Consider the following 14,278-nt stretch of genomic DNA (forward strand, 5'->3'; position numbering starts at 1 on the left):
GTGCCGGCGGGCGCTGCTGTGCGATATGTTGCGTTATGGGCTTAGTGCCTCATAAAGTGGTATTCGATCACATTGCTGTAGGGGTGACCCGGGCCCACAATGCCCTGCGGGAACAGCGGCTGGTGTGGTGTGTCGGGGTACATCTCGGCCTCGAGGGCAAAGCCAGCGCCCCAGCCGTAGTTGGCATCGTCCTTGGCGTGCTCGTCGCCCAGCCAGTTGCCGGTGTAGAGCTGCACGCCCGGGGCGGTGGTGTAGTAGTCCAGCTCACGACCGGCCCACATCTCCTCAACGTGCATCGCGCGGCGCAGATTACGGCCATACTGATAGCCATCGATGCACAGGCAGTGGTCGTAGCCACGGGCCTGCTTAATCTGCGGATCGTCGGCCTCCATGCCAGGCGCGACGGGGCGCAACTCACGGAAGTCAAACGGCGTGCCCTCGACCGGAGCAATCTCGCCGGTGGGGATGTTCTGCTCGTTGATGGGCAGGTAGTGGGCAGCGTTAGCAACAAAGAAGTGCTCGCAGTCCATGCCGGCGTTATGGCCGGCAAGGTTAAAGTACGTGTGGTTGGTCATGGACACGTACGTGGCGCGGTCGCTCTCGCAGCCATATTCGATACGGAAGCAGCCGGTGCGCGTAACGGTAAACACGGCCGTAAAGGTTCGGTTGCCGGGCAGGCCCAGCTCGCCATCCTTAAGCGAGGTGGTCATGCGCACGGCGTTATGGACCTCGTCGAGCTCAACATCCCACACACGTTTGTGCAGGCCGTGCTCAAGGTCGCTGTGCAGGTTGTTGGCGCCCTCGTTGGCGGGCATATGCCAGTCCGTGCCGTCGATGGTGATCGTGGCGCCCGCGGTGCGGTTTGCCACGGGGCCGATGGTCGCGCCAAAGCAGGCGGGGTTGTCAAAGTAATCCTCGAGCTTATCGAAGCCCAGCACCACATCGCGCACGTTGCCGGGAATGTCGGGCACATCGATACCCAGCACGGTGGCGCCATAGTCCATAATGCGAACGCAGATCTCGGGCCCGTTGAGGGTGTAACGATGAACGGGGGTACCGCACGGCGCGGTGCCGAAAAGCTCGGAAGTGATCATTTGGTTCCTAACATCGAGGTATTTCCGACAAACTGTAGCGCGAACAGGCGAGATTATCACTACACCCCACTAAAGCTGGGGGTATTTTTCTCAAAAAAGTGATGATTGGAGCTGCGCGGGCGTTCATTTTTGACGCGTACGAGTCTGATACAATTTGTTCGTTACTGTTTGAATGATATGCGCGCAAAGAACGGCGAGGATTCATCGTGATTAAGGCAGAGCGACAGGATAAGGTTCGTCAGCTGCTCGAGGAGCAGGGCACGGTCTCGGTCAAGGAGATTTCGGATGCGCTGGGCGTTTCGGACATGACGATTCGCCGCGACCTCGAAGAACTTGCGAGCCTAGGCGAGATCGAGCGCGTGCACGGCGGAGCCCGCAGTGCGCAGGGCCGTCCCCACGCCATGTTGCGCCATGAGTATTCGCACAGTGAAAAGCGCACCAAGCATGCCGAGGAAAAGCTGCAGATCGCACGCCGCGCTGTGGAGCTTATCGAGGAAGGCTCGACCATCTTTTTGGGTACGGGCACCACGGTTGAGCAGATGGCCTCGATGCTGCCGACGTTTCGCCTGCGCATTGTGACCAATTCGCTCTCGGTATTTAACCTGCTCGAGGCGCGCGAAGACTGCGAGCTGTGCCTCGTGGGCGGTATGTACCGTCGCCGCACCGCCGCTTTTGTGGGACCAACGGCCGAGGATACCCTGCGCGCGCTGGGCATCGATGCGGCGTTTATCGGCGCCAACGGCATCTTGGACGGTGACGTGTCTACGTCCAACATGGACGAGGGCCGTATCCAGCAGCTCGCTTTTAGCAAGGCAGACTCGCGCTATCTGATCGCCGACTCCAGCAAGATCGGCAAACGCGACTTCTACACCTTCTGCCGCCTGGACAGCTTGGACGCCGTGGTGTGCGAGCCGGATATTGCCGACGAGGACCGCGCCGCCATCGAGGAGCACACGCAGGTCATTTGCTAGCGAGTGCCGCGGGAGATATTGCGTGTTTCGGCCATTGCAATGGTCGGTATTTTTGTAGATATAAGCTCATTTAAAGGTCGGTATTTTTGTATTATTAGATATATCTGAAGGTCGGTATTTTTGTAAACTAGCACGTAAATTATGCTGAGGTGAGATTATGTTTAAACGGAAGGCATATGATCGTCTGCAGGAGTGGAAAGAACGCTCGCAAGGGCGCACTGCGGTGCTTATTGAGGGTGCAAGACGCGTTGGCAAAACGACGCTCGTCAAGTGCTTCGCGCAAAATGAATACAAGGACTACCTTTACATTGACTTTTCGGCTGCAAGCAAAGCCACGCTCGATATATTTCTGAATCATCGTGAAGATGTCGATCTTTTTTTACGCATGCTTCAGCTGCAGTATGGCAAGGCCCTCGTGCCGAGAGAATCACTGGTCATTTTTGATGAAGTGCAGCGGTTTCCCATCGCGCGCGAATACATAAAGCATCTTGTAGAAGACGGCAGATTTGATTACATCGAGACGGGCTCTCTCGTCTCCATCAAAAAGAATGTCGAAAGCATTGTTATTCCGTCAGAGGAAGAAAGAATCCCTCTCGAGCCCCTCGATTTTGAGGAGTATCTTTGGGCGACCGGAAAGGATCTTTACGCGGAAGAGATCCGTAAAGCGTGCGAATCTCGGACCGCGCTTCCGGACGGTGCTCATGCGACGTGCATGAGATTGTTTGATGAGTATATGCTTGTCGGTGGTATGCCTCAGTCGGTAGATTCCTTTGTGGCAGAGAATGATTTTAGAGGAAGCGACAGGGTTAAACGGCAGATTATCGCGCTGTACAGGGAGGACATTGCCAAGTTTGGAGGTTCGGACGCTAGACGTGCGCGGGCGGTTTATGACGACATTCCGGGTCAATTATCTGCGGCAAATAAACGGTTTAAATTTGACAGCTTGGAGAAAGGGTCCCGTTTTGAGACATATGAGTCGGCGTTAATTTGGCTTGAGGATGCGCGACTGATTAACCGTTGCTATTTATGCAGCGATCCGAGCGTGGGTTACCGCTTGCACGAGGACGCGTCTTCGCTTAAATGCTATATGGCGGACACGGGATTGCTCGTGAGCTTGGCGTTTGATGATGGTCCGGACCTTATGGATGTCCATAGAGATATTCAGTTTGGAAGAATTTCGATTAATAAAGGAATGTTGATCGAGAATATCGTGGCACAGCAGCTCAAGAGTCTGGGGCATTCGCTTTTTTATTACAGCTGGCAGGAGCCTTCCAAAACGGAGGGGAGTCGTCCCAGAACGCGTGAGATTGATTTTCTTGTTTCGCGCGGCTTTGAAGATGCGGCTAGAAAACCGCGGGTCACTCCTGTTGAAGTTAAATCTTCCAAATCGTATTCAACAATTTCACTTGACGATTTCGGCAGAAGATTTGAACGACGAGTCGGAGAGGAGATAGTTCTTCACCCAAAACAGCTCAGGGCTGAAGGGCATAGGATATATCTACCTCTGTATATGACGATCTTTATCTGATCGGTGGAATGCGGCCAAAAAGGGGGCATGCGGCTGAGATTGTCAGCTCGGTCTATTTTATTTGTCTCGATCTGTAACAGCTAGGGGCGAAAACACAAGCTAGTTGTTACAGATTTAGATTGAAGGGATTGGCTCGCACGTTTATCTAAATCTGTAACAACTGGACATCAAAAACCGGGTTTAGTGTTACAGATCGAGACAATCCGGCTCGGACTCCCCGGTTCATCTCGATCTGTAACAGGTAGGACCGAAAAACTCGGCTAGATGTTACAGATCGAGACAAACGGCCCTCGACGACCCGTCCAAAAACATAAAGACCGGGGGCGGCGCGCCGTGTGACGTGCCGCCCCCGGCTGAGAAATGGGGACAGGTTATGTGAGCGGGGCAATTCCGCCAGACGCTAACCGCAGGCCATTAGTCCAGACGACGAGTCTCCGCCACGTGCTTGTACCAGTAGGCGCTTGCCTTGGGCGTGCGCTTCTGGGTTTCAAAGTCTACGTAGAAGAAGCCATAGCGCTTGTTGTAGCCGTTGGTCCAGGAGAACTGATCCTGCAGGCTCCACAGGAAGTAGCCGCCCACGTTGACGCCCACCTCCATGGCCTTGAGCAACCAGCGCAGGTGCTGCTCGATGTAGTCGATGCGCGGCTGGTCATCCACAAAACCGTCCTTGTAGGGGTCCTTGTAGCCCATGCCGTTCTCGGTGATGAAGATCTGCTTGTAGTTGGGGTAGCGCTGCTTAATGTAGACGAGCAGATCGAACAGACCCTCGGGATAGATGATCCAGTCCCAGTCGGTGGTGGGGATGCCGGGCTTGTTCACATGCTCGCCAATGCCCTTGACGCGCCAGCGGCCGGTGCCCTTCTCGCCCGTACCGTTGTGGTGCAGGTCGTTCTCGCCATCGTAAGCCTTCAAAAAACGGCACTGGTAGTTGTTGACACCCAGGTAGTCGTTGTAGAGCGCTGCCTCGCGCATAATCTCGAGGTCCTCGTTCTGGATCTCGATGGTGCCGCCCGAGACGGCAGCCAGGCGGTTGGCGCACTCGAGGGTGTCGGGGGCATAGTCGCCGCGGAAGGTGGCGTCGAGCAAAAACTGGTTCTGCAGCACGTGCTCGTTGTTGGCGGCCTTGATGTCGGCGGGGTCGTTCTCGTTGAGCGGGTACTTAAACTCCAGCGACTGAATGACGCCGATCTTGCCCTTAAAACCACCGTTGTGGAAGGCCAGTACTGCCTTGGCGTGGGCGAGCATCATGTTGTGCTCGCACTGGAAAGCCTCGGCCAGATGCGCCTTGACGCCGCCGGGGAAGGTGCCCTCGATGTAGGTGTTGGAGGCGTCGGCCCAGATCTCGTTAAAGGTGAACCAGTAGGTCACCTGGTCGGCGTACTCCTTAAAGCAAAAGGTGGCAAAGTCCACAAAGGCGTCGATGGTCTCGCGGTTGAGGAAGTCGCCCTTCTCAAAGAGGGGAAGCGGCGTGTCAAAGTGATGCAGCGTGACAAACGGCTCAACGTGGTGCTTGTGGCACTCGGCAAAGAGGTCGTGGTAGAACTGGACGCCCTCGGGGTTGATTTCGCCGGTGCCGTTGGGGAAGATGCGGCTCCAGGCGATGGAGAGGCGGATGCCGTTGATGCCAAACTCCTCGCACAGCTCCAGGTCGACGGGGTACTGGTTGTAGAAGTCCGAAGCGGGATCGGGAGAGAAACGCCCCTGGGCCTCCAGGAAGTCGTCCCAGGCAACCTTGCCCTTACCGTGAGTGCGGGTCTCGCCCTCTACCTGGTAGGCAGCAGTGGCGCCGCCAAAGACAAAGTCCTCGGGAAACTGCGCGGGCGGGTTGGTGACGCTAGCAGGATTAACGGACATGATGATCCAATCGTCTAAATCGAAGGGCCAGCCGGCTGTTGATGGTCGACTGGCCCTGGGCGTTAGTTACTTCGAGAGTTGCTCGCTTACGAAGGCGAGAGACTTATCGCCGTTCTGGGAGAGCTCGATGTACTGCTTGCCGCGGCAGGCGACGCACTTGTTGCCCACGCGCCCGCAGTCCTTCTGCAGGTCTGCCAGGTAGCTTGCGGCCTGCGGGGCCAGGACGACCAGGTCAAAGTCGGGGAGCATATCCACGTGGTTGCCATAGGCCTCGGCAGCGGTTTCGAGGTTAATGCCGCGCTCCTTGGCAGCCTTGGCCAGCGCGTTGGCGAGCAGACCCGAGGTTCCGCCACCCTGGCAGAGCACGAGCACGCGCTTGCCGTTGAGGTCGCTGGCGGTCGTTGCCTCGGCAGCGGGTGCTGCAGAAGCGGCAGGGGCGTCGGCCTTCACGGCCTCGGCTGCGGCGCCGGCGGCAACGCTCTTGGCATCGGCCTTGCCCTGGAAGGCGTCGTTGAGCTTGGCGGCCTTCTCGGCGTTCTTGGCGGCGAGCTCCTCCTGGGAGATCTCGGCCTCCTCGGCGCACTTCTGGGCGTCATAGGCACGGAAGAACGGATAGTACAGGACAAAGTCGACGACCAAGATGAGGGCGAGCATCACAAAGGCGAGCGGCTGGAAGCCCAAGCCCATGATGGTGCCGATGGGGCCGGGGACAGTCCAAGGCAGGGTGTACATAAAGCCGTTCATGCCCAAGAAGTCGATAAAGATCTTGAGGATCCAGATGTTGGCGATCGGGGCAAAGACAAACGGGACAAAGAAGACGGGGTTGAGCACGATGGGTGCGGCGAACAGCAGCGGCTCGTTGACAGCAAAGCAGACCGGGACGATGGCGGCCTTACCGACGGCGCGCATCTCCTGAGACTTGGCCAGGAAGCAGAACATAAAGACCAGGACGAGCGTGGCACCGGTGCCGCCCATGCAGACGACGAAGTACTGGGCACCCTGGGTCAGGACAGCGGAAGCGTGCTGACCGGCCTGGAACGCAGCCAGGTTGTCGGTCATGTTGGCAACGAGGGCGGCGGCGATGGCGGGCTCGACGATCGAGGGGCCGTGGACGCCCACGAACCAGAAGAGGCTCATGGCGCCGTAGATTACAGCGAGGCCGATGTAGCCGTCGGCAGCGGTGAACAGGGGCTGGAACACCTGGATGACGCCCTGGGCAAAGCAGAAGCCAAAGGCGGCGCGGAAGACGATGTCAAAGACCCAAAAGACGGTGATGCAGACGGAGAAGGGGATGATGTCCTTAAAGGTCTGCGAGATATTGGGCGGAACCTGCTCGGGCATCTTGACGGTGATGTTGCGCTTAATGAAGAACTTGTAGATGATGCCGGTCACAAACGCAGCGATGAAGGCGGTCAGCAGGCCCTTGGAACCAAGGTAGGTGGTGTTGAAGCCGCTGGCGGCGTCCGTGGCGATCGTGTCGCTCGAAAGGAGCAGGAAGCCGATGATGGCCGCGCACATGCACGAGATAAAGTTGATCTGGTTATTCTTGGGCAGGTCGCGGTTCTGCGCGTCGGCGAAGTGCTTGGCCGTGGTGGCGGCACAGGCGATGGCCAGGATGCCCATGGAGTAGTTGTAGCACTTCCACAGGGCGTTGTTGATGTCATCGGGCCAGTAGAAACCCCAGATGTTGGGGACCGAGGCTACCAGGCAGAAGATGGACGAGAAGATGATGATGGGGATGACGGAGATAAAGCCGTCGCGGATCGCCTTGAGGTACTTGTTGCGGGCGATCGCGTTGAAAAAGGGCTGGCCCTTTTCGATGATGGCGATGAGTTGCTCCATACAATGCTCCTAAGAGTCGGTGGGTTAGCAACGATGGTAGCTTTTGGCGTTCGGTTGCCAAAATGTTGACGTTGCCATTTTGCGACACAAAAAAAGACGCGAACCGGTGGTTCCTATGCCTGCGAACCATCGATTCCTTACGCGTGAACGTTTGAGCCGCCCGGTGGCTCTGTGTTTGCGCAATGGCAACGTTAACATTTGGACGACAAAAGCCGTCCGGGGAAGCGGAATTGTCGGTGAACGGTAGGTTTTGGGTGGTGAGCGTATGGTGGGGGAGGCGTTAGATATACTTGGAGGCGTTCATTTTGTCTGTTGGGATGCCCGCGATGGCATCGTTGACATAGAAAGATCGACCTATGGCCGCTGTTAAAAAATCGGTTTCCGTTAAGGACGTGGCGCGTCTCGCGGGCGTCTCGGAGCAGACGGTCTCGCGCACCGTGCACGATTCGCCCAGCGTGCGCCCCGAGACCAAGGAGCGCGTGCGTGCCGCCATGCGCGAGCTGGGGTATCGTCCAAACTTTGCCGGCCGTTCGCTGCGTCGCGGCAAGTTTAAGACCGTCGGCGTCGCCATGTTCAACATTACCGGTACCGGCAACCTCGACCGTATGGAGGGCTTTGCCGCCGCGGCCGACAAACATGGCTATGCCATCACCCTTACTAAAGTAGATGGACATCCGTATACCCTCGAGAGCGCATCGTCGCGCATGAGCGCGCTGCCGGTGGACGGCATGGTTGTGATCATGAACCGCATGCCGGCGGATTTTGGCACCTTTGAGCCGCTGCCCGGTATGCAGACGGTGCTCGTTACCATGCTGGAGCACCCGCTGTGCTCGACGGTCGATAACGACCAGTTCGATTGCTCGCGCCAGGTGGTCGAGTACTTGCTGGGGCAGGGGCACAGGACCGTGCACTTTATCTCGTGCCCCGAGCGCTCGCTTTCGGGCATGCAACGCGAGGAGGGCTGGCGTGAGACATTGCGCGCGCATGGTATTGAGCCGCCGCGACTCGTCCGTGGCGATTGGACGGCACGGAGCGGGTATGCTGCCGGTCAGGCTCTGGCGGACGATCCGACCTGTACGGCCATTTATGCTTCCAACGATGCCATGGCCTACGGCTGCATTCGCGGGCTCGAGTCGTGCGGAAGGCGCGTGCCCGAGGACGTAAGCGTGGTGGGTGTTGACGATAGTTTGGGCGATATCGTGCCCGATCGTCGCCTGACTACGGTGCGCTTTGACAACAAGCGCGTCGGCATGTGGGCGGTCGACAAGATTGCCGGCGCCGAGGGGGTTGCGTCTGGCGTGGAGCACATGCTGATCCCCGGCATGCTCGTAGAGGGTGATACGGTGCGCGATGTACGCTAGGGTGTGGACCTGTTTGGGTTGCCACTAATTGTGTTCGATATTGTTTGCATTGGTTTAAAAACCGTTCACGGGCGAAAATCGACCGTTCATAGCTCGAAATTGCGTTTTGCATTGTTCTGTTTTGTTTGAATGTTAATGTTTCTGTCATACACAACGCAGCGCGTATGCCCGGACGCGATGCTCTCCATTGGTTCATATGTGAAAGGAACGCAATATGGCAACCAAAGAAGAAATCTCGATGGTTGGATTCGAGATCGTCGCATACGCGGGTGACGCCCAGACTGATCTGCTTGCAGCGCTCGATGCTGCTCGCGAGGGTGATTTTGAGAAGGCCGAACAGCTGCACAAGGATGCGAGCGATGCACTCATTGGCGCCCACGACACGCAGACCAAGCTGCTTTCGCAGGAGGCCGGCGGCGGCGAGATGGAGATGACCTTCATCATGGCCCACGCTCAGGACACCCTCATGACCACCATGATCTTGGAGAAGCAGACCCGCTTTACCATCGATGCCTACAAGCGCATCGCCGAGCTCGAGGCCAAGCTCGCCTAACGAACCCTCACAACCTCGTCCCCTTCCAAAAACCCTGCCGCTATCCGCGGCAGGGTTTTTCTGTATCCCACCTATCTAGGTTGCGGCGAAATAGGGGCCGACAGCCCCAAATGACCCGCTTTTCCCGTCCCCGGAGGATCGGTTGGCAGCGCTCGCCACGAAACTGGCTCATCTACTACGTTTAACCCGATACCCTCGAACACACCCGCGTTTCATGAAAAATCGCAGGACTTCTACCTGCGGTTTTGTTTTTTCGCTTTGTGGCATGGTCGGGGATGGGCGGTTAAACGTAGTAGATGGGCCCATTTCATGGCGGGCGGATCATGCAGCAGCTTGTTGCGCCTCCTGCCGTTCGGTTTTTCGATGGGTGGGTATACTTCCATCCGCAATACAGGCCGGAATGAGGAGGTATCCAAATGCCGGACAACGGATCAATTCAAAAAAGAGACGCGTATGAGATGGCTCATGGGCGTCCTGTCCAGATAACCGAGCATACGACGGTAACCGAGCTGCAGCCCAGCCTGTCCGATGTCGTGTGCGCAAACAAAAAGCTCCAGATTGGCTTTATCGTTGCGCTCGTGGTGCTGGCGCTGCTGTCGGGCTTTGTAGCTCGTCCGCATTTTGCCGATACCAAGACTTGGGACTCCACCATCGAGGTCATCGATCAAAAGAAAGGTAACGTACTGGCGCTCACGACCTCGTGCGTGGCGCTATCTGCGGGCATTACCGCGCTGCCGGGTGATACGGGAACGCCGGTTGCCGAGCAGCTCGCGCAGCTTTCAGGCAACTTGGGCATCGTGCTTGCCGTGCTCTATCTCGAGAAATATCTGCTGACTATTTTGTGGTCGGTTGGCCTAGGCATCTTAATCCCGTTTGCGTTGGTGCTCTTTGCGGTGTCGCTTGGCATTCATGGGCGCTGGAGCACGAGCGCCGTCCTGCGCCGCGTGGCGACGCGCGTGCTGGTGGTTGCCGTGATCGGCATGGCGCTTGTACCCGCGAGTGTGTGGGTATCGCAAAAGGTCGACGAAACGTATCGAGTGAGCATCGAAGCGGCGGAGCAAAAGGCGGCCGACGCTGCGGGTACGGCAGATAGCGACAGCTCCAAGGCAAGCAAGAAAAAGACCGAGTCCACAGAGTCCAAGAACGTGCTTGAACAGCTTGCCGACGGTGCCTCGAGCCTGTTCACGTCGGTAACCAGTGGTGCCAAGCAAATGACCGACGAGATCGTGCAACAGGTGACCGACCTAATTGAAGGCGTCATCGTGATGATCGTGACCTCGTGCGTTATCCCGCTGCTGGTGCTTGTGGCGTTTCTGTGGCTGGGCCACACCCTGCTGGGGATTGATATCTCCGGCCCGGCGAACTATTTGACGGGCCGCTTTCTGAGTGCTCCGTCCAAGCACGCCAAAAAAGGTGGGCAGTCTGAGTAGATAAAACGGCTGGATTTGCTGGGGCATACCGCCATAGGGCGGCCGAGATGCGTTCTCGGCCGCCCTTTCTATTTGTTGAATACGTGGCAGGCCGGGCCTTTCTTGAGCCCAAACGATCAGCAATCATCCGTAAACGGTATTTGTTCAAAAAAGAACAAAGACAAACAAATAATTGTTGCAGTCGGTGTTCGAATGTGTTCAAATAAACATGAACAGTGAAGAACCGCACATTCAGATGCCCGGACCTGAACGCGATTCAACACTTCCAAACAGAAACTACGCACCTGCGTATCTCTCAAGGAGGATGTCATGAGGGTTGTAATCGCTTCCGATGCCGACGGTATGTCGATGAAGGAGTCCATCAAGGAGATGCTCATCGCCGACGGTCACGAGGTCGTCGACTATTCCGAGACCCCTGCCGCGGACTTTGTCGATTCCGCGACCGCCGTTGCCAAGGACCTGCTGGAGCACAAGGATTCCCAGGGCTTCGCATTCGATAAGTACGGCGTCGGCTCCTATATGGCCGCCGTCAAGATCAAGGGCATGGTCGTCGCCAACATTTCCGACGAGCGTTCCGCCTACATGACCCGCGAGCACAATGGCTCGCGCATGGTCACCATGGGCCCGGGCGTTGTGGGCACCGAGGTCGCCAAGAAGATCGCCCGCGAGTTCCTGCGCGCCCAGTACGCCGGCGGCCGTCACCAGATCCGTGTCGACATGCTCAACAAGATGGCCTAACGAGAGCCACCGAGAACTCGAACTTCTACCTCAACTTGTGAATTCAGACGAAAGGACGTTCTGATGAAGAAGACCATCGCAATCGGTTGCGACCATATCGTTACGGACGAGAAGATCTATCTGGCCGACCGCCTGGAGCAGGCTGGCTACAAGGTGCTCGACTGCGGCACCTACAGCCACACCCGTACGCACTATCCCATCTACGGCAAGGCCGTGGGCGAGGCTGTTGCCAGCGGCAAGGCCGACTTTGGTGTGGCCCTGTGCGGCACCGGCATCGGCATCACCAACGCCGTCAACAAGGTCCCCGGCGCCCGTTGCGCCCTGGTCCGCGACATGACCTCTGCCCTGTATGCCCGTCGTGAGCTCAACGCCAACATTGTGGGCTTTGGCGGCAAGATCACCGGCGAGTTCCTGATGGCCGATATCATGCTTGCCTTCCTGGAGGAGCCCTACGAGAAGACTCCCGAGCACGATGCCCTGATCGCCAAGATCGATGCCTGCAATAAGGCCGACGCCGAGGCTCAGGCTGACCCGCACTTCTTTGACGAGTTCCTCGAGAAGTGGGACCGCGGCGAATACCACGACTAATTAGGTTCCGGCGTTTTAACAAACGCCGGACCGGTCGACGCTGCGAAGCCATCTGGCGGGCAATCTGCCGCTCAGCTTCGACGGCATGACCAGAAGGTCAATGCCGTCTCGCTTCACGGCACCTTGCCTCGCCAGCTGGCTTCTCGCTGATGTCTGAGTGGCCTGTGGGCTTACCGCAGTTGTTGCGAAGCGTTCTGGTATGGCAAGTTGCTCCGATAACACGTTTGCTTGCTTGGCTTGAGTGCTTCGCTCTTGGCGGTACCAGGCATTCTGCAGCTTTTCAATTGACGGCTCGCGTTTCTGTGAGGGGGCGCGGGCCGGTTTTCTATCAGCCCTATTGACTTGGCGGGCTGTCGTAAGAAAGGGAAGGCTCCTATGGAGTTTGTTCTTGATAACGGTTTGATTCGTGTGGCGTTGACCACGGCGGGCGGGTCGTTCACTTCTATTGCGGCCAACGGCCGTGAGTACCTGTGGCAGGGCGATCCGGCGGTCTGGTCGGGCCAGGCACCCATTTGCTTTCCGATTTGCGGCGGCCTTCGTGACGGCCGCGCGATGACCATGGGCGGCCGCGAGGTCAAGCTTGCCCGCCACGGCTTTGCCCGCAAGCAGGAGTGGAAGCTCGAGGAGCAGGGCGACAGCATGGTTGCGCTGAGCCTAAGCTCTGCCGACCACGCCGAGCTACTCGAGCAGTATCCGTATCCGTTTAAGATCGTCGCGCGCTACACGATCGATGCGGCTAAGGTGGCCGTGTCGTACGAGGTGACCAATGAGGGCACCGAGGATATGCCATTCTTTGTGGGCGGTCACCCCGGCTTTAAGTGCCCGCTCGACGAGGGCGAGTCCTATGACGATTATGAGCTTCGTTTTGAGCAGCGTGAGGCCACCGAGCTCTGTACTGCCGTTCCCTCGACTGGCCTGATTGATGTTGAGCATCGCAGCAAGAACCCCATGATCGGCCAGAACCTGCCGCTTACCCACGAACTCTTCGACTTTGCGGAGACCATCTTTGACGTGCTCGAGAGCCGCGTGGTTACGCTGACCAAGAAAACCGAGGACAAGGGCGTGCGCCTGACGTTCCCCGATATGCCGTACCTGATTGTGTGGAGCAAGCCCGAGGGCGACTTTGTGGCTGTTGAACCGTGGGGTGGTCTGTCCACCTGCTCCGACGAGGACGATATTCTGGAGCACAAGCGTGGCTGCCTGGTGGCCAAGCCGGGAGAGACCGTCACTCGCTGCTTTGAGATCGAGATCCTTTAAAGAGCTATCGTATGTTTGGGGTCGCACACGTCGTGCCCCGGAAACAGGAGTTCAATATGATTCTGACCGTTACCATGAACCCGTCGATTGATACGCGTTATCAGCTCGACAAGCTGATCATCGACGATGTTAACCGTGTGACGCCCGAAAAGACCGCTGGCGGTAAGGGCCTCAACGTGAGCCGCGTGCTGCTGCAGCTGGGCGACGATGTGCTTGCGACCGGTCTGCTCGGCGGCCACATGGGTGCCTATATGGCCGAGCTTATGGATGCCGATGACGTCAAGAACGACTTTGTGCCCATTGCCGGTGAGACGCGCATTTGCCTGAATATTCTGCACGAGGGCAATCAGACCGAGCTGCTGGAGAGCGGCCCGCAGATCGCCCCGGCCGAGCTCGAGGCCTTTACGGCTAAGTTCGCCGAGCTTGCAGCGAAGGCGGACGTTGTGACGCTTTCGGGCTCGCTGCCGCGTGGCGTCGATGCCGGCTACTATGCCGAGCTCGTCAAGATCGCCGAGGAGGCGGGCGCTAAGGTGCTGCTCGACACCTCGGGTGCATCGCTGGAGGCCGCGCTGGAGTCCGACGCTAAGCCTGAGCTCGTAAAGCCCAACCTGACCGAGATTAACGGCCTGCTGGGTACGTCCTTTACGACCGATGATGTCGATGCCCTGCGCGAGGCGCTTGCCGCCGATGGCCGCTTTGCCGATATTCCCTGGGTTGTCGTTTCGATGGGCGCTGCCGGTTCGGTGGGCTTCCATGAGGGTCGCGCGTTCCGCGCCAAGACGCCCGCGATTGCGGCTGTGAACGCGACGGGTTCCGGCGACTCGACCATCGCCGGCTTTGCGCATGCCATTGCTGCTGGTGCCGACGATGTCACGGTGCTCAAGACCGCCAATACCTGCGGCAAGCTCAACGCCATGGATCCCAAGACCGGCCACCTGGTTATGGACCGCTGGGACGAGATCTACAACAACGTTGAGGTCGTAGAGTTGTAGCGGTTGCGACTTCTAATAGAATGAGCGTGGATAATCTCCCGCTTTTGGTGCCCATACGAGCTCAAAGTGG

12 protein-coding genes are annotated in these 14,278 nt (G+C 57.8%); 9 read left to right on the forward strand and 3 right to left on the reverse strand.

All coding sequences use genetic code 11. The annotated features are described in order from the left end of the window. Positions 1-41: 41 nt before the first annotated feature. Complete coding sequence (locus DW211_RS06065; protein WP_118259834.1) at positions 42-1,094, reverse strand: aldose epimerase family protein; 1,053 nt, start codon at positions 1,092-1,094, stop codon at positions 42-44. Positions 1,095-1,300: 206 nt separating this feature from the next. Between DW211_RS06065 and DW211_RS06070 the strand changes: the two genes are divergently transcribed. Continuing rightward, on the forward strand, positions 1,301-2,065 hold the full coding sequence (locus DW211_RS06070) for a DeoR/GlpR family DNA-binding transcription regulator (RefSeq protein ID WP_117716302.1): 765 nt from the start codon (positions 1,301-1,303) through the stop codon (positions 2,063-2,065). A gap of 157 nt (positions 2,066-2,222) precedes the next feature. Next, positions 2,223-3,593 carry an ATP-binding protein gene (locus tag DW211_RS06075; RefSeq protein WP_118259836.1) on the forward strand — a complete coding sequence of 457 codons (1,371 nt, stop codon included), beginning with the start codon at positions 2,223-2,225 and terminating at the stop codon, positions 3,591-3,593. Between the two features lie 414 nt (positions 3,594-4,007). Here the strand turns inward: DW211_RS06075 and lacG are convergent, their stop codons facing one another. Together lacG and DW211_RS06085 are read right to left on the reverse strand one after the other, a co-directional pair. After that, positions 4,008-5,447, reverse strand: coding sequence for a 6-phospho-beta-galactosidase (gene lacG, locus DW211_RS06080; protein ID WP_118259838.1), 1,440 nt, complete (start codon positions 5,445-5,447; stop codon positions 4,008-4,010). A 66-nt stretch (positions 5,448-5,513) separates the two neighbouring features. After that, a complete protein-coding gene (locus tag DW211_RS06085) occupies positions 5,514-7,289 on the reverse strand; it encodes a lactose/cellobiose PTS transporter subunit IIB (RefSeq protein WP_117785939.1) in 1,776 nt (591 codons plus the stop codon). A 356-nt stretch (positions 7,290-7,645) separates the two neighbouring features. Here DW211_RS06085 and DW211_RS06090 point away from each other — a divergent pair, with 356 nt between their 5' ends. The 7 genes from DW211_RS06090 (at position 7,646) to DW211_RS06120 (ending at position 14,208) form a co-directional block, all read left to right on the forward strand. Then, entirely contained in the window at positions 7,646-8,650 is a 1,005-nt protein-coding gene (locus tag DW211_RS06090) for a LacI family DNA-binding transcriptional regulator (RefSeq protein WP_118259840.1), read from the forward strand. Positions 8,651-8,864: 214 nt separating this feature from the next. After that, complete coding sequence (locus DW211_RS06095; protein ID WP_006234827.1) at positions 8,865-9,203, forward strand: PTS lactose/cellobiose transporter subunit IIA; 339 nt, start codon at positions 8,865-8,867, stop codon at positions 9,201-9,203. A gap of 416 nt (positions 9,204-9,619) precedes the next feature. Continuing rightward, a complete protein-coding gene (locus DW211_RS06100) occupies positions 9,620-10,633 on the forward strand; it encodes a hypothetical protein (protein ID WP_147357246.1) in 1,014 nt (337 codons plus the stop codon). Between the two features lie 309 nt (positions 10,634-10,942). Beyond that, positions 10,943-11,371, forward strand: coding sequence for a galactose-6-phosphate isomerase subunit LacA (gene lacA, locus DW211_RS06105; protein ID WP_006234830.1), 429 nt, complete (start codon positions 10,943-10,945; stop codon positions 11,369-11,371). A gap of 63 nt (positions 11,372-11,434) precedes the next feature. Beyond that, a complete protein-coding gene (gene lacB, locus DW211_RS06110) occupies positions 11,435-11,959 on the forward strand; it encodes a galactose-6-phosphate isomerase subunit LacB (RefSeq protein WP_006234831.1) in 525 nt (174 codons plus the stop codon). Positions 11,960-12,334: 375 nt separating this feature from the next. Next, complete coding sequence (locus DW211_RS06115; protein WP_118259844.1) at positions 12,335-13,216, forward strand: aldose 1-epimerase family protein; 882 nt, start codon at positions 12,335-12,337, stop codon at positions 13,214-13,216. 56 nt (positions 13,217-13,272) lie between these two features. After that, positions 13,273-14,208 (forward strand): hexose kinase, encoded by a 936-nt coding sequence (locus DW211_RS06120; RefSeq protein ID WP_118259845.1) that lies wholly within the window; start codon positions 13,273-13,275, stop codon positions 14,206-14,208. Positions 14,209-14,278 lie beyond the last annotated feature (70 nt).

This window comes from Collinsella sp. AM18-10 (assembly GCF_003471585.1).
GTDB lineage: Bacteria > Actinomycetota > Coriobacteriia > Coriobacteriales > Coriobacteriaceae > Collinsella.

Excerpts from the sequence above, each read along its gene's own strand:
- DW211_RS06065 (WP_118259834.1), bottom strand. The coding sequence starts at position 1,094 with ATGATCACTTCCGAGCTTTTCGGCACCGCGCCGTGCGGTACCCCCGTT.
- DW211_RS06075 (WP_118259836.1), top strand. The coding sequence starts at position 2,223 with ATGTTTAAACGGAAGGCATATGATCGTCTGCAGGAGTGGAAAGAACGC.
- lacG (WP_118259838.1), bottom strand. The coding sequence starts at position 5,447 with ATGTCCGTTAATCCTGCTAGCGTCACCAACCCGCCCGCGCAGTTTCCC.
- DW211_RS06085 (WP_117785939.1), bottom strand. The coding sequence starts at position 7,289 with ATGGAGCAACTCATCGCCATCATCGAAAAGGGCCAGCCCTTTTTCAAC.
- DW211_RS06090 (WP_118259840.1), top strand. The coding sequence starts at position 7,646 with ATGGCCGCTGTTAAAAAATCGGTTTCCGTTAAGGACGTGGCGCGTCTC.
- DW211_RS06095 (WP_006234827.1), top strand. The coding sequence starts at position 8,865 with ATGGCAACCAAAGAAGAAATCTCGATGGTTGGATTCGAGATCGTCGCA.
- DW211_RS06100 (WP_147357246.1), top strand. The coding sequence starts at position 9,620 with ATGCCGGACAACGGATCAATTCAAAAAAGAGACGCGTATGAGATGGCT.
- lacA (WP_006234830.1), top strand. The coding sequence starts at position 10,943 with ATGAGGGTTGTAATCGCTTCCGATGCCGACGGTATGTCGATGAAGGAG.
- lacB (WP_006234831.1), top strand. The coding sequence starts at position 11,435 with ATGAAGAAGACCATCGCAATCGGTTGCGACCATATCGTTACGGACGAG.
- DW211_RS06115 (WP_118259844.1), top strand. The coding sequence starts at position 12,335 with ATGGAGTTTGTTCTTGATAACGGTTTGATTCGTGTGGCGTTGACCACG.
- DW211_RS06120 (WP_118259845.1), top strand. The coding sequence starts at position 13,273 with ATGATTCTGACCGTTACCATGAACCCGTCGATTGATACGCGTTATCAG.